Annotated in this window: 15 protein-coding genes and 2 tRNA genes; all 17 read right to left on the bottom strand. The window is 35.7% G+C overall.

Annotated elements, in window-relative coordinates:
* Positions 1 to 7: 7 nt before the first annotated feature.
* The gene (locus tag DOK76_RS10955) at positions 8 to 2,290 is read right to left on the bottom strand and encodes a coiled-coil domain-containing protein (RefSeq protein ID WP_206967722.1); all 2,283 of its coding nucleotides are present in this window, start codon (positions 2,288 to 2,290) and stop codon (positions 8 to 10) included.
* A 182-nt stretch (positions 2,291 to 2,472) separates the two neighbouring features.
* Positions 2,473 to 2,838: an LPXTG cell wall anchor domain-containing protein gene (locus tag DOK76_RS10950; RefSeq protein WP_206967720.1), complete on the bottom strand. Its 366-nt coding sequence runs from the start codon at positions 2,836 to 2,838 to the stop codon at positions 2,473 to 2,475.
* A gap of 42 nt (positions 2,839 to 2,880) precedes the next feature.
* Positions 2,881 to 3,477, bottom strand: coding sequence for a hypothetical protein (locus DOK76_RS10945; protein ID WP_206967718.1), 597 nt, complete (start codon positions 3,475 to 3,477; stop codon positions 2,881 to 2,883).
* A 92-nt stretch (positions 3,478 to 3,569) separates the two neighbouring features.
* A complete protein-coding gene (locus tag DOK76_RS10940) occupies positions 3,570 to 4,130 on the bottom strand; it encodes a hypothetical protein (RefSeq protein ID WP_242542291.1) in 561 nt (186 codons plus the stop codon).
* 130 nt (positions 4,131 to 4,260) lie between these two features.
* A complete protein-coding gene (locus DOK76_RS10935; protein ID WP_206967716.1) occupies positions 4,261 to 8,397 on the bottom strand; it encodes a hypothetical protein in 4,137 nt (1,378 codons plus the stop codon).
* A gap of 411 nt (positions 8,398 to 8,808) precedes the next feature.
* Positions 8,809 to 11,583, bottom strand: a complete 2,775-nt coding sequence (locus tag DOK76_RS10930; protein WP_206967714.1) for a hypothetical protein — start codon at positions 11,581 to 11,583, stop codon at positions 8,809 to 8,811.
* A gap of 149 nt (positions 11,584 to 11,732) precedes the next feature.
* Entirely contained in the window at positions 11,733 to 13,475 is a 1,743-nt protein-coding gene (gene cydC / locus DOK76_RS10925; RefSeq protein WP_206967711.1) for a thiol reductant ABC exporter subunit CydC, read from the bottom strand.
* Position 13,476: 1 nt separating this feature from the next.
* Positions 13,477 to 15,201 (bottom strand): thiol reductant ABC exporter subunit CydD, encoded by a 1,725-nt coding sequence (gene cydD, locus DOK76_RS10920; RefSeq protein ID WP_206967709.1) that lies wholly within the window; start codon positions 15,199 to 15,201, stop codon positions 13,477 to 13,479.
* Positions 15,202 to 15,223: 22 nt separating this feature from the next.
* Complete coding sequence (gene cydB / locus DOK76_RS10915) at positions 15,224 to 16,240, bottom strand: cytochrome d ubiquinol oxidase subunit II (protein ID WP_206967708.1); 1,017 nt, start codon at positions 16,238 to 16,240, stop codon at positions 15,224 to 15,226.
* A 1-nt stretch (position 16,241) separates the two neighbouring features.
* Positions 16,242 to 17,651: a cytochrome ubiquinol oxidase subunit I gene (locus tag DOK76_RS10910; RefSeq protein ID WP_206967706.1), complete on the bottom strand. Its 1,410-nt coding sequence runs from the start codon at positions 17,649 to 17,651 to the stop codon at positions 16,242 to 16,244.
* A gap of 109 nt (positions 17,652 to 17,760) precedes the next feature.
* On the bottom strand, positions 17,761 to 19,107 hold the full coding sequence (gene gor / locus DOK76_RS10905; RefSeq protein WP_206967704.1) for a glutathione-disulfide reductase: 1,347 nt from the start codon (positions 19,105 to 19,107) through the stop codon (positions 17,761 to 17,763).
* Between the two features lie 13 nt (positions 19,108 to 19,120).
* A complete protein-coding gene (locus DOK76_RS10900) occupies positions 19,121 to 20,359 on the bottom strand; it encodes a peptidase U32 family protein (protein WP_206967702.1) in 1,239 nt (412 codons plus the stop codon).
* A gap of 12 nt (positions 20,360 to 20,371) precedes the next feature.
* A complete protein-coding gene (locus tag DOK76_RS10895) occupies positions 20,372 to 21,292 on the bottom strand; it encodes a peptidase U32 family protein (RefSeq protein ID WP_206967700.1) in 921 nt (306 codons plus the stop codon).
* Between the two features lie 190 nt (positions 21,293 to 21,482).
* Positions 21,483 to 23,951 (bottom strand): ATP-dependent Clp protease ATP-binding subunit, encoded by a 2,469-nt coding sequence (locus DOK76_RS10890; protein WP_206967699.1) that lies wholly within the window; start codon positions 23,949 to 23,951, stop codon positions 21,483 to 21,485.
* Between the two features lie 5 nt (positions 23,952 to 23,956).
* Positions 23,957 to 24,424, bottom strand: coding sequence for a CtsR family transcriptional regulator (locus tag DOK76_RS10885; RefSeq protein ID WP_206967697.1), 468 nt, complete (start codon positions 24,422 to 24,424; stop codon positions 23,957 to 23,959).
* A gap of 170 nt (positions 24,425 to 24,594) precedes the next feature.
* A tRNA-Arg gene (locus DOK76_RS10880) sits at positions 24,595 to 24,668 on the bottom strand.
* A 152-nt stretch (positions 24,669 to 24,820) separates the two neighbouring features.
* Positions 24,821 to 24,894 (bottom strand) — tRNA-Arg (locus DOK76_RS10875).
* Positions 24,895 to 24,896: the final 2 nt, after the last annotated feature.

The following is a 24,896-nucleotide window of genomic DNA, read 5'->3' as shown; positions in this document are numbered from 1 at the left end:
TTTTTACTTATTTTGATTCGTAATAATCATCAGAATCATAGTCATACTCATAGTCGTATTCATAACCATAGTACTCATCTTCTTCAACGTCCACACCTAGAAGAATGCTCAAATGGCGACTCATTAACACATAAGCTTTCATTTGGTTAGCTAATCCTGTTGGGACTTTGTATTTGCGAGAGAATAATGATGGCGTTTTAACACCGTCTTCTAAGTCGCGACTAAATTTTTTGAATTTCTTCATTTTAGGCTCTACAAAGCTATTAAATGGCAATTCTTTTCCTTGCTCAACTAACTCAGGTAGATGTTCTAAATACAACTCATAAAGAGCGTAGTCTTTCTTAGAAATCTTTTCTTTGCCTTCTTCGTCTTTGTTATCAAGAAATTCTTCAACGTCTTCTTCAATTGTTTCTGGGTTGTAGTTAATTAAGTCATCAACTTCATGATAATCATAATCCGAGTCATAATCGTACTCGTCTTCATCATAACCATAGTCACTTTCTTCTTCACTAACAACTTCTTCTTCCTCAGCATAATCAAAGTATTCTTCTGTTTTTTCAGCTGGCTCTACTACAGGAATAATTGCTTCTTCTAATTCAGCCACTTCTTTTTCAATAACTTCATCTAAATCTTCTTCTAGAGGGGCTACTACTGATAAAGCAGGCTCTTGAGATAGCTGAGCTAATTTACTAGCTAATAGACGATTTTCTTGTGTTAAACGAGAAACTTCCATTTCTAGTTCGGCTGTTTGTTGTTTTGCTTGTTGGAAACTTAACTCTAATGTTTCGTTGTTTTCTTTCCAAACAGTTTGCGTATCAGATTGATTAGCCATTAGCTTATCCACTAATTCTTTTTGTTGCAATAATCGCTCAGATAGACGCTTGATTTCTTGTTCTTTATTATGAACAAATTGCTCCTTATCTAAAGTAATTTGTTGGATTAAACGTTCTTTTTCACGCTCTTCTGCCATGAGACGTGTTTGCCAAGTTGTTTCAAATTGTTGTTTATCTAAAGCAGCTTGTTGTACTTTTTGTTCTAAATGAATCACATGTTGCTTAAGCTCAATCAATTCATCTCCAGTTGCTAATTCAAGCTCTTGGCTACTCTTATAAGCTAAAGCTAATTCATTTTTCTCCATAGAAACAGTTTCAAAGCGAACTGTCCATTCTTGTTCTAGTAACTCTTTTTCTGATTCCAAGCGTTCAACTAATTCTGTTAGCTCTTTAACTTGTTTAGTTGCTTCGATTAATTCTTGGTGAGTACGCTCTTCAAAGACTTGATTTTCATCGATAATCAAACGTAATTCATCGTTTTCAAACTTGATTCGTTGCAACTGATGAATTAATTCTTCTTTGATATTTTCTTTGTCTGAAACAGATTGATTCATCTCTGCTTGAAGTGTTTGAATTTCTTGACGATGAGTTAATTCTAATTGTTTTAACTCACTCACTTCTTGTTTTAATGACTCATTTTCTGATAAAGTGGCATGAGTTTGATGGTCACTCATCTCTTTTAATTGATCATAGTCTCCTTGAAGACGTGCAATATAACGTTCATTTTCAGTAACAACTGTTTGCAAGCGTTGAATTTCTCGGTGTTTATCTAATAATTCTTGTTGGCTTTGACGTAAACGTAAGCTTGTATCATCAATACCTTCTTGCACTTGTTGGTATAAAGGTGCACTTGTATTAGTGTGCGCTGATAATTGGTTAAACGCATATTGTTGTTGATCTAACTCAGAGCTTAACGCATCAACGTTGTCTTGATAAACTTTTTCACCTAAACGATTTTTTTCTAGAGCTGATTGTAGATCAGTTGTTTCTTTTTTCAACTCATCTAAACGACTTCTAAAGTCAAAATCAGATGAATCAGTTGTTTTTCTTAATAGAGCTTCCTCACGTTTAGCGTTGGTTGCTAAGGCTTTAGTTAACTCTGACTCTAACAATTCTGTGATTGTTTTTTGGATATTTCTTAATTGTGTATTTGAAAAGATATTAGCGGCATCAAAAGTGGCAAAAACATCCACTGAACCGTCCTCTGAAATATTAGCAAAAGCACGCTCTACTTCATATAAAGGAAAAATTGTTTTCCATTCTCTGAAGACAACTCGTGCTGCATCATCGACATGCTTTGGTTTAATCACTCGGTCAATGTTCGAAATATGCATGACTAATTGATTCGTCACTGCTTTCTTATTTTTTAAGGGCACTAAAATAAGACTATGGCTCTCAGGTTTTTTTATCTCTTCTTGATGTATTTGAACGTCTATGTTGATTGATTCTAATAACATAAACAGGTGTCCCCCCTTCAACTTTTTCTTTTTAGCACATGGTTATCATGTTTTTCGCCTAATCATATTAATAGTACCCTTTTAAACAAGCTCTGTAAAGATGTTTTGAACATAATTGAGGAAATCATTACGACAAACTAGCTTATTGCAACAATAAAAAAAGAAACCTAAAATCAGTGATTTTAGATTTCCTCTTTTTTATTAAATCTGATAGCTAATTGCCCTGTGATAAAGACTGTCAGCAAACCAACTAGCCCGATGAAAGGATTCATTGATTCGCCTGTTTTAGGTAACTGAGAAACAGGTATCACAGTCTTTTGTGTTGACTCTTTTGTGGGAGTGGGGCTTTTGGGTTCTTCTTTATTAGGGACTTCTTCCTCAGACTCACTTGTTTTAGGTGGTACCAAAGTTCCTGTGACGCGCATCTGTCCTTGACTCTCGCCATTAACATTCGTCATAGCTTCGTTAGCACTTACTGATGTTGTTTTCCCTAATACCATGAAAAGTAAGAGTCCCAGAAATAAATAATGTGTTCTTATTTTTCTCATATTAGACAACCTCTTTATTTTGATAAAAAACTGTGCTTATTCTTATTTTCCTGCTGTGAAGTCTTTTAATGCCTTGAATTCAAATACTACGTGAGATTCTACGTTACCTTTAGCATCTGCTCCCAATGCGTCTTTATCAACTAAACCATTGAAGTGGAATTTACTCTCACCTTTTCTATCGATTACGCCAGCTTTTTCGTTACCTGAAATAGCAGTTGCACCATTTTCAGCTAATTTAATAATACCTTGGTTGTTCTCTAAGTTTAATTCTTTTAGTGCAGCCACACCGTCTCCACCATCAAGTACATATTCAGCTACATCTACTTGTACGTCACGTGCTGAGTTGTTTGTGATTGTATAGCTTGGTGATGTGATTGTTTCTGCGTCGTCACTATTAAAAATTGTTGCAGTTGGGAATGTCACGTTAATCCATTTGTCACTACCTTCTTCGATTGGTGCATCTGGATCTGTATTATTTTCTTTACCTAATGATCCACGAACTTTCATTTCACCTTTGTTTTCACCATTAACGTTACTTGTTCCATCTCCATTGTTAGTTTGTGCTGCGAAAGCTTGTCCTGCAAATCCTAAAGCCATTAATCCTACTAAAGTCGTTCCTACTATTTTTTTGTTCATCATTATAAATTCCTTCTTTCGTTTGTTTTTATTTTTTTATATTTATGTTTTAGATGGGGATCTAAAACAGTTACTACCATTAAGTTGGGTGTTGCTTAATTTTTTACTTCTATTGCCATTTCAGCAGCTGTTTGCCCTTTAAATTCTTTTGTTTCTGGGTCATAAATTGATACGTTAGCTGTTGCCTCATATGTTCCTTTAGCAAGGTTTTTACTTAGAGTTCCTTCCGTAATTTCCTCACCTGGTTGAATCGCACCAGATTCATAAATCACATCACCGCTTTTTTTCTCCACAACCTCGACTGAGATTGGGTAAGCATTTTGTAACTCATTTTTGATAAAAATACTTCCGGGACTCTTTCCATCTGGAAAACTTGCTTCAGGTAAAATTGTTAAGGTGAATTGTGACTCATCAACTGCTTTTTGAGCTGCTTTTTCCAATTCCTCTTTTGACATCTTTTTAGCATCTTTTCCTTCTGGTAAGAAGTTTCCTCCGACCAGCTCACCTCCAGTAGGTTTGTTCAACACTTTGTAAGCAATGCCTCCGCCAACTGCTAAGCATAGTAGTAAGAGAGCAATCATCAATTGACGCTTTTTCTTAGTGTCTTGACTCTTCTTTTTGTTGCTACTTACTTTTTTGACTTTTTTCTTTGACATGTGTATCTACTCCCTTTTCTTACTAACACATGTTTAGCATGTGTTGAACTTTATTTGATACTTAGAGTATATCGTCTTTTTACTGGATTTTTTTTTGAGTTTTGTCTGTTAAAAAGACATTTTTTTCAGATTACTCAGATACAACCTTAAACTTAAAGTGCATCTGGTAATCCACAACTAGACTGTCCTCTAATGGTCCAAAATAAAGACCTGACAGACTGATATCTGTACTTTTCTGTGGTTCTAGACTCTTAATTGTTTCATTTGTTGTCTTCTCCGTTAAACTACTAATAGCTGGTTGTTGATCTGCCATTAGGTTAAAACGGGCTGCTACTTGTTGCTTAGATGGATCTTTATCTTTTGATCCAAGTAAAGTCACATCAGACTTCACTGTCTCAAAGGTATCTAATACGACATCAGTCTTCACATCTTTTGAATTGTTGGTTATCTTGTAATTCTTTGAAGCTATTTTGTTACTATTTTCCTCTGTACCAAATAACAATTCTGTTGGAATGGTCATATTAATTAAATTATCTGCTTTTTCATAAATATACTGATACGTTGCTGTGTCTTTTGCTACTGGTGGATTACCTGGAGTTGGTTTGTCTTTACCTGGGTTTTTATCACTTGGTAACCAACCTTGGTAACTGTAAACCTCACTATTATAGGTTACAAAGTTATCTGGTTTCCCTTGGTAAGTTTGATCAAGATTAATCTCAGTAGTTTTTTGACTTTTCAATTCTTTTCCTGTTGTGTCTAAGAATTTTTCTGTTACTTGTGGTTTAACAAAGTAGTTTATCTCTACACTACTCATAAATTCTTGTTTGTTACTCAATTTTTCATGGATATTAACTTGTGTTGTCTTTTTACCAGTGGTTGTTGTATCAGCATTAACTACTTCAAAACGGAAATCTGCTAGATTTACATCTTTTGGTACGTCAAATGCGTTAATGATTTCTTTACTCAAATCAGTTCCCATTGAAACTTGTAACATCTCTTTCTTAGGTGTTAACTGATTGAAATGCATTAGACGATAGCCATCTTTAGTTAGTTCATAATAAGCATATTCATAACCTTCAGTTTCTTTGATTAATTTTTCATTACGAGTCGCAAATGTCCTTGAACCATTTGAATTTTTTCCATCTTTCTCAGAAACTGTATAACCAAACACATCACCGTATTGGAAGTCAACATTCTTCAATTCTTTGTTCCACTTATTAACCGTTTCTGAAGCTTTAATGTCAACCCCTGCACTAGATCCATCAGTAATTAACGAGTTATTTATATTGCCTCTATACAAGGAAATAGTTGGATCCATGTTCATAGGACTAGTCGATGTGTTCATACCTCTGTTTGCCTCAATATAAGGTTTACCTTTGTCTGTGAGTAAACTAAGTGAGGTTGCCGTGTATTTATCATTGATTCCCCGACTAGTTATTGTGTGTCCCCAAGTAATATTTGTCATCGCCGTTTCGGTCTTTGTTTGGTTGTCAGCCTTAGTTACAACCTTTATTGTTGCTTCTTGTAACAAAGGTTCTGGCATATGGTCTCTTATACTAACCAAACTTGTATCAGGTGCTTTTTCTAACGTAGCTGTATATTCTGATGGATCTAATGTTTTGTCACCTAATTTGACTGTTTTCACATAATCATTAGCATTAATCTCACTTGATTTTGTTCCAACTGGGACATCAGCTTGTTGCAACTCAACTTTTAGTTCTGCTTTCACTTCAATTTCAACATCCTTTGTGGTTTTAAACTCACCACCTGTTGCTAATGCTTCATAAATATCTATTTTAACTTTTTGTTTTCCTAACTTAGACTTATCAACATTTCTTATTTTAAAAGTAAATTTTTCTTTATCTTTGTCTGTCATATCACGTGGAAATTCAATAGTTTTAATAGCTTCTTGGTTCATTTCCTCCTCAGTCATATTTGTATCAAAGACTAAGACGTTATTTTTAATTTTTAACTGATTAAATTTTAATAGATTGTAACCTTTTGATGTCATTTCATAATAAACTTTTTTATATCCTACTGTTTCATTCACTAATTTTTCATCTCTAGATGTCCAAGTCTTAATTCCTAGATTTGTGTCATCTCCTGCTTCATAGGCTACAACATCACCATAGTGGAACTCAGTGTTTTTAAAACCTGGATAATCACCTTTTCCATTGTATAAAGGACCTCCATTATTCCACAAATCTCTAGTTTGACTGGCTAATCCTCCAGGGTAATAATCCGGTGAGTAAAAAATTTCATTTTCTTTAGTTTCAGTACCTCTGTATACATATATCTTATTTAATGTGACTGTATTTCCTTGGTTTAAACCATTTCCGTCATTAGCGACTAAATAAGGGGTTTGTCCATCATGTAACATACTAACTGAAACATCAATTGGTGTTTTATCAGTTCCATCTTTGCTAGAACCAAATGTATCAGCCCAAATAACATTAGTATCTACTTTATTAGTCACACTCTTTTTATCATCTTTAAGCACTACTTTGATTTCAGTTTCTGATTTACCAACCTTCATTGTATTTGGCTCTCTTACAAAACTAACTGTGTAATCGGAAGAATCTAATGTTTTACCTGCTAATGCCACTTCTTTAACGTAATCCTCAGCATTCAATGCATTGGCATTTGTTCCAACAGGAACCTCTTTTGATTGTAAATTAATCGATAGTTTTTCTTCAGTCACATTAAAAGTTACATCGTAAATACGGTCAAAAGGTGTGCCTACTTCATTCTCTTCACCGACCACTTTAATCTTCCCAGTTTGTTGTCCTGTTTTACTTGTATCTGGATACTCTATAAATGACATACTCTGATAGTTTACTTTAGATAATATTTCTTCTTCGAAAGACTCTTCAATTGTTCGATCTAGTTCATCAGGAGTTGTCCCAACAGTAACTTCTCGTCCTTTTGTCTCAAGACGTGGTCCTGCATCTTTTACTACTTCATAAGGAATTTCGTAAGTTTTTTTCCATTCTTTCTTTGTCGCTTCGTCATATTCTAATACCGAGATATGAGCTACCTGAGTCCCAATTTTACTTGTGTCAGGATTAGTTTTATTATTTTCTAATTTGATATAGCTCATTTTATCGGAAGATATGTCAAACTCTTCATTATTAACAAAAAAATCTTCAATTGTACTATCCATATATGCCCGACTTGTTCCTTGTGGTATTTTTCGTGAGGTATTTGTCTTTAATAATTTAGGTGGCGAGACCTTGATATCAGAAGATGCTTTGGTAAATTTTCCGTTCTTTAATTCAAAAAAGATATTTTTATCACTGTTATAACCACTCTCATTCTTAGGTCCTATCGGTGTATCTCCATTATTATAACTATATTTATTAATAGGTACTTTATCCTTTGAGTAAATACGTACAATTGTAGCACTACCTAAGTTTTTGTTATTATTCAATGCATTCAGTACTCCATTTTTAGTTGTACTTCCTTTAATTATCACTTCATTTGTAGGGGTATATCCATTGCTTATGTTAAATAGCGAATTATACATTTCAATTTTAAAAAATTCCTCATCAGGATTACTTTTATCATACCTTTCGTTACCATCAGTTCCAGTAGGATTCCCTGCTGTTATATAATGTATCGGAGAGTAACTGGCACCAATATAATCATCAATCTCCTCAATCTCATGTCCCGTTAGACTTAATGAATCGCTAGATCCTTTTGGAAACGGTATCTCTAACGTTTCACCGTAATCCATAACATAATTAATATTAGAAAAGCGATCCACTATATATCTTTCTTTAGCATCAGTAAAAAGTAATTCATCAGAGAATATAGGTATACCTATAAACTGACCTTGTTGCGTTTCAATCTTTTTCGACTCCAAGTTTCGCTGATTTATATAAGAATTAGTAACAGGTATATAATTGACCACAACGACTTGTCTACTCTGCAGTTTCCCCCCAATACCGAATAACTCACTACCGTCCTTAATTGTCTTTTCTTGAGTTTCTGGTCTAGCTCCTAATGGAATATGTATCGGATCATATAGCACTCTACCTTCACCTTCTGAGCGAGGTTCGATTAGTTGAGGTCCAAATAATTGACCCTCATTATTATCCTGAATTCCTATTCCTTTAAATATAGTTTTTTCACTGGTTTGATCTGTTTCATTATTTAAAAATACAGTTTCCTCTGCTTCCGATGCAAAAGCAAGTGAACTAACAGAAAAAAGTATTGAAAAGCAAATTGACAACATTCCTAAATTAGTCAAATGTTTTTTACTCATTGCTTTCACCTCCTCTTTCTTATTAATTTGACAAGTAAAGTATAACTTGATTTAGAGCCTTTTTATTTGTATTTATTGTCTTTTCACAAGACAGTAAATTGCTTATGGCATGATACTCACTAAATATCTTCTTCGTTTTTTTCGATTAGTTTTCTATCATTTGCCTTAATCTTTTTTTATTAATTATCAGTTATTTAAAAAGGTTATAGGTGTTCATATAAACACCTATTAGAACAATTGATAACCTTATCACTCATATTTACACACCCAAACTATATCATGAGGTATTTTTTAAAACACTTAAAATGAACTTGTATAAGTTATTTGTTATAAAAAAGGAACTATTTAATAACTTAACACACAACTTTTGTTATTGAAAATTAAAAATCCCCCACGCACTGTGAGGGATTTTTAATTAGCTCCTGCTTTAAACTTAAAGTTCATGTGATAATTAACATGGTTACTTTCTTCCATTGAACCAAAGTAAGTACCTGTTAAGCCAATTGTCGTTGTTTCACCTGCTTTAAGAGTCTTAATTGATTGGTTGGTTGTTGCTTCAGTTAAGCTATCAATCACTACTTTGTTATTTTCCATCACGTTTAATCTCGCAGCTTTTGTTTCCTTTGTTGGATTACTGTCTTTACTAGTCAATAATTTAACATCACCTGTTTCTTTAACAAATTCTTCTAGAATAACTTCTGTTGATACGTCCGTTGAATTATTTTTAATTTCGTAATTCTTTGAAGAAACTTGTTTATCTTCTTTATCTGTTTCAAAAAGTAATTCTGTTGGTATGGTCATATTAATCATGTTGTCTGCTTTTTTGTAGACATATTGATAAGTTGTTGTGTCTTTTGCTACTGGTGGGTTACCTGGTGTTGGTTTGTCTTTTGCTGGATTTTTATCTCCTGCTAACCAACCTTGGTAAAGATAAACGTCACCTGAAATTGTCATACTTTTTTCAGGTTGTCCTTGATACTCTTTTCCTAGATCAACATTTGTTACTTTAGCGTCTTTTAATTTATCACCTGTTTCTGATACATATTTTTCTGTCACTTGTGAGTTAACAATGTATTCAACATCGTATTGTGTTCTAAAGTCACCACCACTAACTAGTTTTTCATAGACATTAACTTTCGTTTTTTTCTTACCACTTGTTTTTGTGTCTACACTCGCAAATTCAAAACGGTAGTCATCTTTATTGATGATATGTTCTGGGATAATCATCGTATTTTTAGCTAGTTTATCCATGTCACTTTTCTCAGTTCCTAAATCAACTGTCATAAGATTCGGATTAACTTCTAATTGATTTAATCTTAAGGCGTTAAAACCAGCCTCTGTCATTTCATAATACACTGTTTGATAACCTGGAGATTCTTTCACTAATTTTTCATCTCTTGTAGCCCACATTTTCTCGCTTAGCTCCCCATCAGCTGGGTGTTGTGATTTAAGTGTTTCATAAGCTACTACGTCACCATAGTGAAATTCTGTGTTTTTAAATCCTGGATACGTTTCTGATCCAGTCCATCTAGTACCACCGTCATTCCAAAAATCTCTCGTTTGAGTCGCTTGACCACCAGGATAAAATGCTGGTGAGTAGAAAATTCTATTATCTTGGGTGTTTGCTCCTCTATAAACAAAAAAATTTGTGTCATATCTGATATCGCCTGGGTTCAATCCATTCCCGTCATTGGCTACGAGGTAAGGATTTTGAGCACCATGTAGCATACTAACAGAAATGTCGATTGGAGTTTCATCCGTTCCGTCTTTACTAGATCCTATTGTATGACCCCAGATGAGATTGGTTGTTGTTTCTTCTACAACAGATTTATTTCCTTCTTTTGTTTCCACTTTGATACTTGTTTTTTGTGTCCCAACTTTCATCGTATTAGGTATTGTTTCAAAAGTAGCTGTATACTCTGATGGACTCAACTCTTCATCACCTAACGTGACACGTTCAATGTAATCATTCACATCAAGTAACTCAGTATGTGTTCCTACTGGGATAACTACTGATGATAAGTTAACTCCTAATGGTTGTTCAATCACATTAAATGGCACAGTGTAGATAGTTTCAATTGTTTTATTTCCTGTCACAGCTGATTTCTCAGACACTTTTACTTTACCTTTTGTTTTTCCTAATTTAGTTCTAGATGGGTATTCCGTAAAACCTATTACTTCCACAGTGTCTGGTAAATCAACAAATGATTTTTCTACCATTTCATCTAGTTGCTTATCTGTCGTTGTCATTGAAATCGTTTGTTCCGTAGTTTTTAAGGGAGTTGTTCCTAGTGGTTCAAATCCATTTTCTGTGATTTTGTAATAAGCATAGCCTTCTTTGTCTGCATAATTCTTTTCTTGTGTAGAACTTCCATTAGACGTAAATAATTGATTGTATCTCGGATTAGCACACCATGTTCTAACTACCCCACTACTACTGGCACTAACGTTTGACCACTTTTTTAAGACATCACTCTTTTTGTCGTCACCTTTAGCAGTAACCGTTTTAGTTGGCTTACTCCAGTCATCGCCTAAAGTAGAAAAGTATTCAATACTATAGTAGTCTTGACCAACATAACTACCATTTAAAATGGTATCTCTGTCTCCGTTCCCATTAGTGGCTGTAATATTGTAATCTAGAATGTTAGTAACTTTTCTTCTAGAATGAAGCGTATACGCACCAGATACATTACTTCCTGAACCAAAAACAATACTACTTCCATAATTAACTCGGTATTCTCCACTAGCTGCAGTGTAGTTGGATACATTATTATTATCTGTTATAGTAGTCAAATACCATCTCGTTTCATTTTCATTTTTTCTGCTTGTTATCGTGTCAACTCCACCTTGGATAGTTGATGTTAATATTAGATCTCTCCATGGCGCTAATTGGCCATCAATCTTGATGTTTCCTTGATCATAAACAGCATCTTCAAAATCTTTACCAACAGATCCTAATGATACCCATAGCGGTGTTGGAGTATTAACAGATATACTACTACCCCTTGTTTCCGGCCCAAAAACTGTTGTGTGTTCTTCTTCAACTATCTCTTCAAAACTTTCTTCAGTTAAGTTAGCAGTTGTTTCCTGTTCGTTAGCTGTATCCGCAAGGGCTATTTTACCAACACTTAATCCACCTAATACGACTAAATTTGCTAAAATAATAAAAAATGTTTTCTTTACCATATCATGTTGCCCCCTTGCTTTTACTTTCTTGATACTTATAGTATAAAGAAAAAAGGCTTTATTTTTTTTCCGTTTTTGTCATTTAAACGGACAAGTTCACAAAAAACTCCCGAACAACCAACTAATGATTGTTCGAGAGTTTCAGTCATTTATTCATATAAATCTAATTGATACAACTCTTTAAAACGAGAGCTTTCTGTTAGTAAGGAATTTAAATTACCTTCCATACTAATCTTAGCGTCTTCAATAAAGATAATTCGGTCCGCATAATGAGTTCCCACTAAATGGTGAGTAATCCATAGAACAGTTTTACCTTTTAAGACCTCAAAAACAGTTGTTAACAATTGTTTTTCAGTCACTGGGTCTAAACCAATCGTTGGCTCATCAATAATAATAATCGGTGCGTCTTGTAGCAAGATTCGGGCTAAGGCAATTCGTTGTTGCTCTCCACCTGAAAATCTCTTACCACTTTCTTCAACAACAGTATCTAAACCTAGAGGTAATTTATCTAAGACAGGTTGCAAACCAGCTTGAATCGCTGCTTCTTCAATCTCTTCATCTGTTGCATCTAGATTACCTAAGCGAATATTATTACCAATGGTTGTATTAAAAATATGAGGACTTTGATTTAGAACACCAATCAAATCTGATACGTGACTACCAAGTTGTACCACAGGGATATCTCCAATCGTAATTTGACCAGATTTAGGTACTAGGTCGCCTCGCAATAATTTAGATAAGGTTGTTTTACCAACACCACTTTTTCCTAAAACAGCTAGGACTTCACCTTCTGGTATCACCAAGTTAAACTCATTCAGTAAGGTTCTTGTGTCGTCACCATAACTAAAAGTAACTTCATCAAACATGATTTCTTTACTCGTCAAAGTGACTTCTTGAGTCGTTCCCTCTGATTTAATCTCTGGTAACGTCGATAAACGTTGCACCGTATCTTCATACAGAGGTAACTCTTTTAATGAATCACTGACTGGTGCAAAAGCATCAATCAAAGGGAAGAAAGCTAAGACAAACGCCGCAATCCAGTTTCTCATAGCTTGGTCGCCTGAGCCAAAATAATTACCCGCCCACACAAACAAGACTAAAATAATCACACCAAAAACCACTTGCTTGATTAAACCATCAAATCTTGAGTAACGATTCATAGCTTGGTCTTCTTCTCTGACCTTAGCTTCTGATTCGTTGTACCTAGTTAAAAACTCTTGATAGCGTCCACTGTATTGCCAGTCCCCTACACCAAGAACAGCATCTGTCAATTCATTATAGAGCGCGTGACGTTTTGCTTTTTGGCGATAGATACGTGCATTGTTGACTAATACTGAAGCAAGAGGTAATACAAAAAGTATAACTCCCATTAACAGCAACATCATTAAAGCTAAAGGCAAAGAAAAATAACCTAAAGCAATCACGATCACAACATATAAAATCAGAGAAACAATCGCAGGAAATATGGTTCTTAGATATAGATTTTGAATATGATCCACATCTTCTGCTAAAATCCCAAGTAAATTACCTGTTTGGTAATCATCTTTTGATTTTGCCGCTTTTGATTCCATAGATTGATATAACTTCAAGCGAATATCTGATGTCATTTTTAAGACCCAATTATGACTTCCTAGTCGCTCGACATAACGCAAAGTAGGTCTAGCAATACCAAAACCACGAGTTAACACGATAGGTACATAAACCATTAAGATGTTTTCAGGTTTAGCAGCTGATTTACTGATTAGTAAACCTGATGTAAACATCAAGGCACTCGCTGCAAAAAAGGTTAGGAAACCTAAAAACAAGACTAAAGCTAATAATTTTTTGTATTTCTTAAAGTAAGGACGAACCCACTGATCTTCTTTTGAAAGTAATAAATACGTTGTCTTCATATTACTCCCCCTTCAACTGCTCAACAAATTCATGATAAGCACCTTTTCTTTGTCGTAAGTCCTCGTAAGTTCCTTGTTCTACAATTTGGCCATCTTTCATCACTAAGATATAGTCCATCTCTTTCATCCAGTGTAGACGGTGAGTGGCAAAAAAGACTAAACGTTTGTCGAATAATGGTAACATAGTTTGTTTAAGTTCTGCTTCTGTTTCCACATCTAAATGGGCAGTCGGTTCATCGAATAGTAATATCTGACGACCTTCATCTAAAAAGGCACGTGCAATTGCCACTCGTTGCATTTGTCCCCCACTTAGCATGTGACCTGCGTCTCCAATCACTGTGTTAATGCCTTCAGGTAACTCTTTAATCACTTCTGTCAAACCAGCTCGGCTAATAGCTTGTTTAATACTTTCATCGCTAGCATCTGGTTGATAGAAACAAATATTATTTTTTAAAGAATCATGGAAAATATACGGATCTTGTGGCACGTAAAGTAGCTGATCTTGCCAACTATCTAGACGCAAGTGAGATAGATTAGTTTCATTCACTTTGATACTAGGTTCTCTAGCTTCTAAAAAGCCACCTAATAATTTAATTAAGGTAGACTTACCCGAACCAGAAAAACCAACGATTCCAATTTTTCCGTATCCTTGCCACTTAAAGTTAATGTCAGTTAAGGTATTCTTTTCTCCACTTGGATCATAAGCTAAGGATAAGTTATCTAATTCGACTGTGTCTTTTTCTTGCCACTCCGTTAGATAAACTCCTTCTTGCTCAGTAAATTCTGGTTGATCCATAATTGTAAAAATAGATTTTAATGTGTTACCACCATCTAAAGTTGCGTGGTAGTCACTAGAAAAATCTCTTAAGGGTAGGAAAAAGTCTGGTGCTAAGACTAAGGTCGTTAAAGCTGGGAATAATAACATCTCTCCATTCATTAACTTAAATCCTAGAAATACTGCCACAATAGCCACAGAAAGTGTCGTAAAAAAATCTAAAGCAAACGTGGATAAAATAGCTATTTTTAAGGTACTCATCGTTGCTTTTCGGTAATCTTCACTGATGGTGTACACATTTTTTTCATATTTTTTACTTAATCCTAAGAAATTAAGGGTTTGTAATCCTCTAAGAGAATCTAAAAAATGATTACTTAATAGTTGATAGCCTTCATACTGACGATCAGCTTTGGCTCTAGCGGCATATCCTAAAATGATCATAAATAGAATAATAATAGGAAAAACAATCAATAAAATGACTCCCGAACGAACATCTTGAGTGAAAACAAAGACTAATATAATCCACGGAATAATCATCATGTTGGTAATTTTAGGTAGAATCAATGTCAAATAATTTTCAATTTGAGAAACACCTTCAATGGCCATTGTGACCATATTTCCAGTTCCTTCTTTTTGAACAAAATTTGGTCCTAATCGAAATACTTTATCAAGCAGTTGTTTTCTCACCACTTGAGATTGTTCATAAGCATATCGATCTAAAAAGCGGTCTCTAAAAAAGACCACAACTTGTCTCAACAGAAAACAAATAAAAAAGAGACCCATTTTTGAGTATTGAGCAGAAACAGTAGCACCATTCCATAGCTCACTAAGTGCGTAGGATAAAAAATAAGCTTGGCCTATAATCAATAAGGCTTGCAGGACACCAAGTCCTGCAAGCCCAATTAAGACCGGCCTAATTTTTTCAATCCGAAATAAATTCTTATCGATCAAACCAGGTTCGTCTCCTTGTCTATTAATATTTATCTAACACATCAATTGGTACACGCTTAGCGAATTTTTTGTAACTCCAAGCTGTGTAAAGTAAAACGATTGGTAATAAAATAAGTGTCACAATAGTCATTACTTTTAATGTGTACGGTGTACTTGAGGCATTTTCAATCAATAAATGATATTTAGCATCTTGAGCAACCATTACTCGAGGGAATAATCCATTGAAAAGAAATGCTACAACACCAGCAAATACTAAACCAGTTGAAATAAATGATAAACCTTCTTTATCTTTGTAAGTACCATAAGCTGCTACTGCTGCAAAGGCAACGATTAATACTAAGATAATTAATGAAGAAACCATTCTTTCTGTAAAGAAGTCTGTTTGTAAGAATGATAACACAGCGAATGCTACTAATCCCACAAATAAGACTGGGTATAATTTTTTCAATTGCTCATTAGCACGAACTCTAATTTTACCATCTGTTTTTAGACGTAGGTAGTTTAGACCGTGAATATAAGAAATCAATGTTACTGCTACACCACCAACGATAGCGTAAAGATTTACGTAATCACCGAAAGTAGCGTTCATAACGTTTTTAGTTTCATCTAAAGGCATACCACGAACTAAGTCGATAAACATCATACCTAAGAAGAAGGTTGCTAGGAAACTTCCGATACAAAGTGTCCATTCCCAAATATTACGTTCTTTTGCACTTTCAGAACTTGATCTAAATTTGAATGATACCCCACGGATAATCAATCCAACTAAAACAAGTAATAAGAAGATGTAAAAACCACTAAATAGTGACGCATACCACTCAGGGAATGAAGCAAACATTGCTCCACCTGCTGTAATTAACCAAACTTGGTTTGTTTCCCATACAGGTTCGATTGTACGAATGATTTGATCTCTTTCGCGTTTGTTTTTTGCTAATGTTTTAACAGCCATTCCAACACCAAAGTCGAATCCTTCTAAGAAGAAAAAGCCTGTAAATAAGACGGCACTTAAAAAGAACCATAATAATTGTAAATTACTCATTTTAGAAGGCCTCCTTTGAGAACGGATCGATTGATTCTTTACGTGCTTCAGAAGGACTTACATAGTAAGGGCCTTTTTTCATTGTACGTTTTGCGTAAAGTACCATAACAAATCCTAAGAATAAGAATAAGCCAAAGTAAAGAATGTTACTGAAGATTAATGAGCCTTTTGTCACACTTGGAGACACACTGTCAGCAATCGTGAATAAGCCATATACAGTCCAAGGAGCACGTCCCATTTCTGTAATAATCCAACCAGTTGAGTTGGCGATGAATGGGAATGAAATACCTGCTACAAATAACCACTGTAGCCATTTTAATTTTTCTAACGTTCCTTTTCTCATTAGGAATAGTCCCACAATTGCCATTAATGCCATTAATGAACCAAATCCTGCCATGAAACGGAAGTTCCAGAATAGTGTTTTAACTGGTAAGTAGTAATCCATATCCTCACCAAATTTAGCATCGTATTCTTTGTGTAAGTCTTCGTTAACAGAGTTCATCCCTTGATATGTAGGTTGTCCTCCAAGAAGAGTTAGTAAACCAGGTACTTGAATTTCCCATTTGGTTTCTTTATTTTTTGTATCCACACCTGCCACAATATTCCAAGGAGCTGAAGTACCTGTTGTATCTTCATAGATTCCTTCCATTGCTGCAAATTTCATTGGATGATCTTCTGCAACTGCAATCATTTGTCTATGTCCTGCACCAATTGTTAGTACTGAACCAATTAATCCTAAGATCAAACCAAATTTCATTGATTTCTTGAAGAATTTTGTATCTTCTTTTCTTAGTAGCTTCCAAGCTGAACAACCTGCAATAACAAATCCTCCAGTTAATACCGCTCCAAAGATAACATGTGGAAATTCCATCCACAATTGGTGGTTTTTAAGTAAACCAACAAAACTTGTTAATTCTGCGCGCCCTGTTGTTTCGTTAATTTGATACGCAACTGGGTTTTGCATAAATGAGTTGGCTGCTAGAATCCATAAAGCAGATAAAGTTGTTCCTAATGAAACTAACCAAATAAATGATAAGTGCAATTTCTCGTTGAACTTGTCCCAACCGAAAATCCACAATCCGATAAATGTAGACTCCATGAAGAAAGCAAGTAACGCTTCTACTGCTAATGGTGCGCCAAAAATATCTCCCATGAAACGAGAGTACTCAGACCAGTTCATTCCGAACTGAAACTCTTGGATAATCCCTGTAACAACCCCTACTGCAAAGCCTAATAGGAAAATGTTACCCCAGAATTTCGCCATATCTTTATAAATTTGTTCTTTTTTAACCACATACATTGTCTCTAAGATAGCTACTGCAAATGCTAGTCCTATCGTCATTGGTACAAAAAAGAAGTGAAAGACAGTCGTCATTCCGAATTGGAACCGTGCCAATGTTAGTAAATCCATGATATATCCTCCCCTTTTTATAATTTTATCACAATCCATTATACCCCATTAAAATAAGAGTTTCAAAGTAAAATTTGAAACTCTCTTATTTAATAACAATTATTGTTTGTTACCTCATTGTCACAAACTCTTCTGCTCCAGTTGGATGAATCGCTACTGTGTTATCAAAATCAGCTTTTGTTGCGCCCATTTTAATAGCAACGGCAAACCCTTGAAGCATCTCATCCACACCCAGTCCTACTCCGTGAAGACCCACAATTTTTTCTTCTTCTCCTACACAAACTAATTTCATATGACATTTTTCTTTGACTTCTGTGATGGCATATTGCATAGGTGTGAAGCTTGATGTATAAATTTTCACCCTTTTATCAACAAATTTAGCTCTGGCTTCTTTTTCAGTTAGCCCAACTGTACCAATTGTCGGATGAGAAAAGACCACTGTTGGAATCGTTTCATACTCTAAAAAAGCATTTGTTTGATTGTTAAATAAACGCTCAGATAAACGACGCCCCGCTGCAATTGCAACTGGTGTTAAGTTAACTTTATCGATCACATCTCCAACAGCATAAATACCTGCTTGAGACGTTTCTTGAAACTTAGTCACTTCAATCGCTCCGCCATCAGTTAAAGCTACATTGGCTTTTTCAAGACCTAAGTTTTCTGTGTTAGGTGTTCTACCAATTGCCCAAATAATCTCTTCTACTTCGATATGTGTGCCATTTTCAAATAACAACTCATATCCTGTTTCACTTTTTTTAACTTCTTTTGGAATCGAATGCGGATGCAGATGAATCCCTTGTTCTTGATAGCTAGTCATCAAACCATCTACCACTAACTCATCAAAGTCTCTTAGGAATGTTTCTTTTCTAAAGGCTAAATGGGTCTCTGCTCCTAAACCATTTAAAACTCCGGCAATTTCAACAGCAATGTAGCCTGCTCCTACCACAGCAACTGATTTAGGTGCTTCCGTTAAACCAAAGAACCCATTTGAATCAAGTCCGTATTCCCCACCAGGAATAGCCGGACGAACAGCTTTTCCACCTGTTGCAATCAAGATATGAGGAGCTGTATACTCTTCACCATTAACAGTCACTGTTGATTCATTAACAAATTCCCCATATCCCTTAACCACAGTAACACCATTACTTTCAAGCCCTTTTAAGTACAAGCCATTTAAGCGGTCAATATACGTTTCACGATTTTTTACTAGTTTAGAAAAATCAAACTCATTTAAAGTCACATTGAATCCGTAATCTTTAGCTTGTTTTAAGAGTTGCGTACGCATCTCTGAAGCTGACCACATGACTTTTTTAGGGACACAACCAACGTTAACACAGGTTCCACCTAAATCACTTGCTTCAATCAACAAGACTTTAGCTCCGTGCATACCTGCTCTATTGGCAGAGGCGATACCACCACTACCTCCACCTAGTACGATATAGTCAAATTGTTTCATCTATTTATCACCCTTATTTTCGTTTTCTTATCATATCTCCTGGTTTAACCGGGGTTTCCACAGGCATCTTAACAATCATCATGGCATTAGGGGCCTTTTCAATCGGCTCTCCGTCTTCATTCCACATCTCTGTAATGACTTGATGAGAATGAGTAAAGCCAGGACCATAAAATTCGATCTCATCTTGTAATCTAAAATGATTTCGTTGTCTAATGGTTGCGATTTTACTTGCTTCATCATACGCCAATACTTCCCCAATAAATTTAAACACAGGGATTTTTCGTCTTTTACCAAATAACTGCTCTTCTTCTGTTGGTATTTGGTAGTAAAACCCTGTTGATAATTCTCGCTGTGCAACTTTCCACAACTCATCAATCCACTCTTGTTTGCACTCATAATTTTCAGGATCTTCCATGTAACTATCCACAGCTTTTTTATACACATTTGACACAGTAGACACGTAATGAATTGATTTCATACGCCCTTCAATTTTCAAGCTATCCACACCATTCTCAATCAAATCTGGAATATGTTCAATCATAGACATATCCACAGCACTCATTGAAAAAGGTTCTTCCACTTCACCGCTACTTGTTAGTGAACGGCGCTCCTCACCAAAAGGCATATCAAATAAATCATACTTCCAGCGACAAGATTGTGAGCATCCACCACGGTTAGCATCTCGATGAGACATGTGATTAGATAAGGTACATCTACCTGAATACGAAATACACATCGCCCCGTGAATAAAGGCTTCAATCTCAATATCTGTGTTCTCACGAATGGTTTTAACTTCCGCCATAGAGACTTCTCGGCCTAATACCACCCGTTCTAATCCTTCATTTTTCCAAAACTCTAAGGTCTCAAAATTTGTAGCTGAAGACTGAGTCGACAAATGAACAGGTAAGCCTGGTGCCTCAGTGATACAAATCTCGATTAAAGCCGGATCAGACACAATCACAGCACTAATGCCTACATCACGTAACTCTCTAAAAAACTCACCAGCTCCTTTGGCGTCAAATTCATGAGTCACCATATTCGCTGCCACATAAACTTTTGCGTCATGCTCTTTAGCAAACGCCACGCCTTCTGCCATCTCTTCATAAGTGAAATTACCTGCTCGACTTCTTAAGCCAAAAGCATTTCCTCCAATATAGACAGCATCTGCACCATAAGAAATGGCTGTTTTTAGTTTTTCAAGTGTACCTGCGGGTGCTAGTACTTCTGGTCGTTTTAATTGTTTGGTTGTCATATCTGTGTCTCCTTATCTAATATCATCAGGGTTTAAGTAATAAAAGCCAGTATCTAAACCACGCTCTTTTGGATGGGTTTCTCTTATCACTTGGTCCAAACGTTCCTTAGCTTCAACTGTCCAATTGCCTTCTTCGATTAATTGTTTGGCTTCAATAAAAGCTTCTACAATCTTAACAAAATCGTCTCCAGGCGTATAAATACCATCTAATTTCCAATGAGTTAACCCAATTCGATTTAACTCGTCTACTTCTAACATAAGATTCACATCATCTGTGGCAAAAATATGCGTGCCATGCTCGTCTTCATAAATAGAATAGTGAGTCTCATCATCTTTTGGCTCAGAAATATACAATTGACGGCTTTTATCCGTTGTTTCTTTTAATTTTGTGTAATTTAAATAATTTTGCAATAAAGGACGTTTCGACTGATGAATACACGTTGCCCCGTACACTAAAACTTCCCCAAAAATAGTTAAGTTATTAGCCAGTTCAACTAGTTCTAAATAAGGAATTTCTCTAGCTAAGACAGCGCCAATTGCCCCGCGGTTTCCCCAAAAATTAATTTGACGAGAGCTCGTGACCATCGTTGCAGCATCATAAACAAAAGGTAGTTCATACCCTTTTTGACGTAGTACATGAATCACACCAGGATCTCCTACAACAATTTCATCTACAGAAATCGCTGTTAAAAAGTCTAAATACTCAGGAATCAAGACCATCTTGTCTGGGTGCATAATCCCATTAACTGCCACACGGACTTTTCTCCCTTTCTCATGGGTTAATTGTACTAATTCTCTGATTTCATCTCTAGTAAAATGCTTTGGTAGCCTTAAGGCAAATTGAGCCTCTCCTACATATAAATAATCCACACCTAAATCAAGTAACGCTTTAGCTTGTTCTATGGATTCTACAGTAGCTGTTATTTCAATCATCTAAGTCGCTCCTTCTTTTTCAATCAAGGTTATCCTACCACAGAAGAGCAACCTTTGACAATAACATCACAAATTTAAAGAACAGTTAAAAATTAATAACAACCCTTATAATAAAGAAAGGTTGACCTATTAAGGCCAACCTTTTATGTTTCATTTAAACGAAAGTTACACCAGTTTGTGATATGACTCGTTATTTTTTATTAGCTGTTACTTTAATTTGAATCTCACCTTTTTTGGCTCCGACAACTACTTTGCTATTAGGTGTAATTTCTCCTAATAAAAGCATGTCACTTAAACGGTCTTCCACTTCTTTTTGGAGAGCTCTTCTAATCGGACGAGCCCCATACTCAGGATCAAAACCAGCTTTACTAACAACTTCAATAGCAGCAGGCGTTAATTTTAAGTCAATACCTTGTACTTTCAAACGCTCTACAATACTCTTACTCATAATCTTCACGATTTCATGAAGCTCTGTTTGAGAAAGTGCATGGAACACAAGCATGTCATCTACACGGTTTAAGAACTCTGGACGGAATCGTTTCTTCAATTCTTCTAACACACGTGATTTCATGGCATCGTAATTCTTAGATGCATCTTTTGCCGCAAAACCAACTGTCTTCTCATCTCTTAAGGCAGTTGCTCCGATATTTGATGTCATAATCAAAATCGTATTTTTGAAATTCACCTTACGTCCTTTAGAATCCGTTAGATGACCATCATCTAATACTTGAAGTAAAATGTTAAACACATCCGGGTGAGCCTTTTCCACCTCATCTAATAGAATCACGGAATAAGGTTTTTGACGAATACGCTCTGTTAATTGACCACCTTCATCATATCCCACATAACCAGGAGGAGAACCAACCAGACGGCTCGTACTATGTTTTTCCATGAATTCAGACATATCAATTCGAATCAAGGCTTCTTCTGAACCAAACATCGTCGCAGCTAATGTCTTAGCTAACTCCGTCTTACCTACACCTGTAGGTCCTAAGAACATGAACGAACCGATTGGGCGATTTGGATCACTTAAACCACTACGTGAACGTCTAATAGCTTTTGAAATGGCTACAACAGCCTCGTCTTGTCCGACAACGCGCTCATGTAACTCTTTTTCCAACTCAAGTAAACGCTCTGACTCTTTCTTCTCAAGTTGCTCTAAAGGAATACCTGTCCACTGAGCCACAACAGATACAATTGCTTCTTCTGTGACTTCCGTTTGATAAACGCCTTCGTTTTCCTTCTCAAGGGAAATCAACTTCTCTAAACGTGTCACAGCACGTTGTTCTTTTTTACGCAAATCTGCAGCTAACTCGAAATCTTGTTTCATAATAGCCGCTTCTTTTTCCTCTAATAGAGTGTCAATTTTACCTTGTTGAACCACAAGTGGTGAAGGCTTATTAGCCAACTCTAAACGGGCTCTTGCTGCAGATTCATCAATTAAATCAATTGCCTTATCTGGTAGTTGACGGTCACTAATATAGCGAGTCGCTAAATTCACTGCTGCATGAACAGCTTCATCTGTAATCTTCACTTGGTGATATTCTTCATAACGGGCTCTAAGACCTAATAAAATCTCTTCCGCTTCTTCTGGCGTTGGTTCATCTACTTGAATCTTGGCAAAACGCCGCTCTAAAGCCGAATCTTTTTCAATGTATTTTTGGTATTCATCTAAAGTAGTTGCTCCAATTGTTTGAAGCTCTCCACGAGCTAAAGCTGGTTTTAAAATATTCGATGCATCAATTGCTCCTTCAGCACCACCAGCACCGATCAACGTATGTAGCTCATCAATAAAAAGAATGACTTGTCCATCACGGTAAATCTCATCAACCACTCGTTTCATGCGGTCCTCAAATTCTCCACGGTATTTCGTTCCCGCTACAACAGCTCCCATATCAAGCATCATTAAACGTTTTGATAGCATTTCTTTTGGTACTAGCCCATCAACAATGCGTTGTGCTAATCCTTCTGCAATCGCCGTTTTACCCACACCTGGCTCTCCAACTAGAACAGGGTTATTCTTTGTTCGACGACTTAACACTTGAACAAGGCGTTGAACTTCTTTTTCCCTACCTACTAATGGATCTAAACGTTTCTCACGAGCAGACTGTGTCAAATCTCTTGCTAGAGAATCTAACGTTGGTGTCCCCTCTTCTTGAGCTTTACTTTGATTAGCAACTTGAGCTTGTTTTCTTTGCCCTTGTTTACTTGTTGGATCTACTAAACCGATTTTTTTATAAATCAAGTTTTTCACTTTGCTTAGACTAATATCTAAATTCGTTAACACACGAGCACCTAATACTTCCTCATCACGAATAAGTGCTAATAAAATATGCTCTGTTCCTATACTAGGCGCGTTTACTCGCTTAGCTTCCATAGCAGCATAAGACAGAATTTGTTTCGTTCTCGGTGAATAAGGCAATAACTCATCTGGTTTTGGTCGATATTGACCATATTCTGTGATCTGCTCAATTTCTTCAAACACAAGTTGTTGATCAATATCTAATTGACGTAACACCTTGCTGGCAATTCCTTTTTGCTCCTTGATTAATCCTAATAATAAATGCTCTGTTGCTACCGAATTTTGTTTAAAATACTTTGCTTCCATTTGCGCATTATCTAATACTTTTTTAGCTTTCTCAGTAAATAATTCACTCATGTTGCTCACTCCTTATCTTCATACGTTAAACGTTCTAATAAATCAAGCATCATGTGTGATCTCAATCGATTATTATCAGCAATACTCAAAATATTTTTATTTGCTAACAGCGTTTTAACTAATTTCATTTCTCTTAAATGTAACAAATCATTCAGATATAATTGTTCCACCATAGCAAAAGCCTCATTTTCTGTCAATTCAGCTCCAACAGAACTAGCTAAATGGTGTAAGTAACTACTACTCTCCATTAAATTGATTTTTATAATGCGAATATAACCTCCGCCACCACGCTTACTCTCTACCTTATAACCTTGAGGAACAGTAAAACGTGTATTAATCACATAATTAATTTGAGAAGGTACGCAGTCAAATAAATCTGCCATTTCAGAACGACGTATTTCAATCTCATGATTTCGTTCCAGTATCTTTTTTAAATAAGACTCAATAGAATCTGACATGTTCCGATTATCCATCTTTAGGCACCTACTTTCTTAATTGACTATCTCTGACCTTAATTATACAAAAGTATTCCTAATTAATACACCAAAAAGCACAGTTCCTATTTAATTCTCATTAGATATAAAAAAACACCAATCTATAATTAGATTGATGTTTTAACGCATTTCTCTTCATGCATTTAAGACGCGCCCAAGAGGAGTCGAACCCCTAACCTTCTGATCCGTAGTCAGACACTCTATCCAATTGAGCTATGGGCGCTAAGTACATTATTATCATAGCAAACTATTCCTAGCCTGTCAATTAAGCTTCTGAGATTATTACATACTTTCTCATTAAAGTAATCATATTAACAAAAAAGAAAAAAGACCAAATCAAATTGGCCTTTTCATTTATTCTTCATGTGTTTAAAACGCGCCCAAGAGGAGTCGAACCCCTAACCTTCTGATCCGTAGTCAGACACTCTATCCAATTGAGCTATGGGCGCTA

Source organism: Candidatus Vagococcus giribetii, from assembly GCF_017316185.1.
Lineage (GTDB): Bacteria > Bacillota > Bacilli > Lactobacillales > Vagococcaceae > Vagococcus > Vagococcus giribetii.
The sequence above is the reverse complement of the archived record's forward strand: the minus strand, read 5'-3'. Positions and strand labels throughout refer to the sequence as shown.

Coding starts and splice junctions, on each gene's coding strand:
- DOK76_RS10910 (WP_206967706.1), bottom strand. CDS start 17,651: ATGGATTTACTAACATTGGCACGGTTCCAATTCGGAATGACGACTGTC.
- DOK76_RS10895 (WP_206967700.1), bottom strand. CDS start 21,292: ATGATTGAAATAACAGCTACTGTAGAATCCATAGAACAAGCTAAAGCG.
- DOK76_RS10930 (WP_206967714.1), bottom strand. CDS start 11,583: ATGGTAAAGAAAACATTTTTTATTATTTTAGCAAATTTAGTCGTATTA.
- DOK76_RS10950 (WP_206967720.1), bottom strand. CDS start 2,838: ATGAGAAAAATAAGAACACATTATTTATTTCTGGGACTCTTACTTTTC.
- DOK76_RS10900 (WP_206967702.1), bottom strand. CDS start 20,359: ATGACAACCAAACAATTAAAACGACCAGAAGTACTAGCACCCGCAGGT.
- DOK76_RS10955 (WP_206967722.1), bottom strand. CDS start 2,290: ATGTTATTAGAATCAATCAACATAGACGTTCAAATACATCAAGAAGAG.
- gor (WP_206967704.1), bottom strand. CDS start 19,107: ATGAAACAATTTGACTATATCGTACTAGGTGGAGGTAGTGGTGGTATC.
- cydC (WP_206967711.1), bottom strand. CDS start 13,475: ATGAAGACAACGTATTTATTACTTTCAAAAGAAGATCAGTGGGTTCGT.
- DOK76_RS10940 (WP_242542291.1), bottom strand. CDS start 4,130: ATGTCAAAGAAAAAAGTCAAAAAAGTAAGTAGCAACAAAAAGAAGAGT.
- DOK76_RS10945 (WP_206967718.1), bottom strand. CDS start 3,477: ATGATGAACAAAAAAATAGTAGGAACGACTTTAGTAGGATTAATGGCT.
- DOK76_RS10885 (WP_206967697.1), bottom strand. CDS start 24,424: ATGGATAATCGGAACATGTCAGATTCTATTGAGTCTTATTTAAAAAAG.
- cydB (WP_206967708.1), bottom strand. CDS start 16,240: ATGAGTAATTTACAATTATTATGGTTCTTTTTAAGTGCCGTCTTATTT.
- DOK76_RS10890 (WP_206967699.1), bottom strand. CDS start 23,951: ATGAGTGAATTATTTACTGAGAAAGCTAAAAAAGTATTAGATAATGCG.
- DOK76_RS10935 (WP_206967716.1), bottom strand. CDS start 8,397: ATGAGTAAAAAACATTTGACTAATTTAGGAATGTTGTCAATTTGCTTT.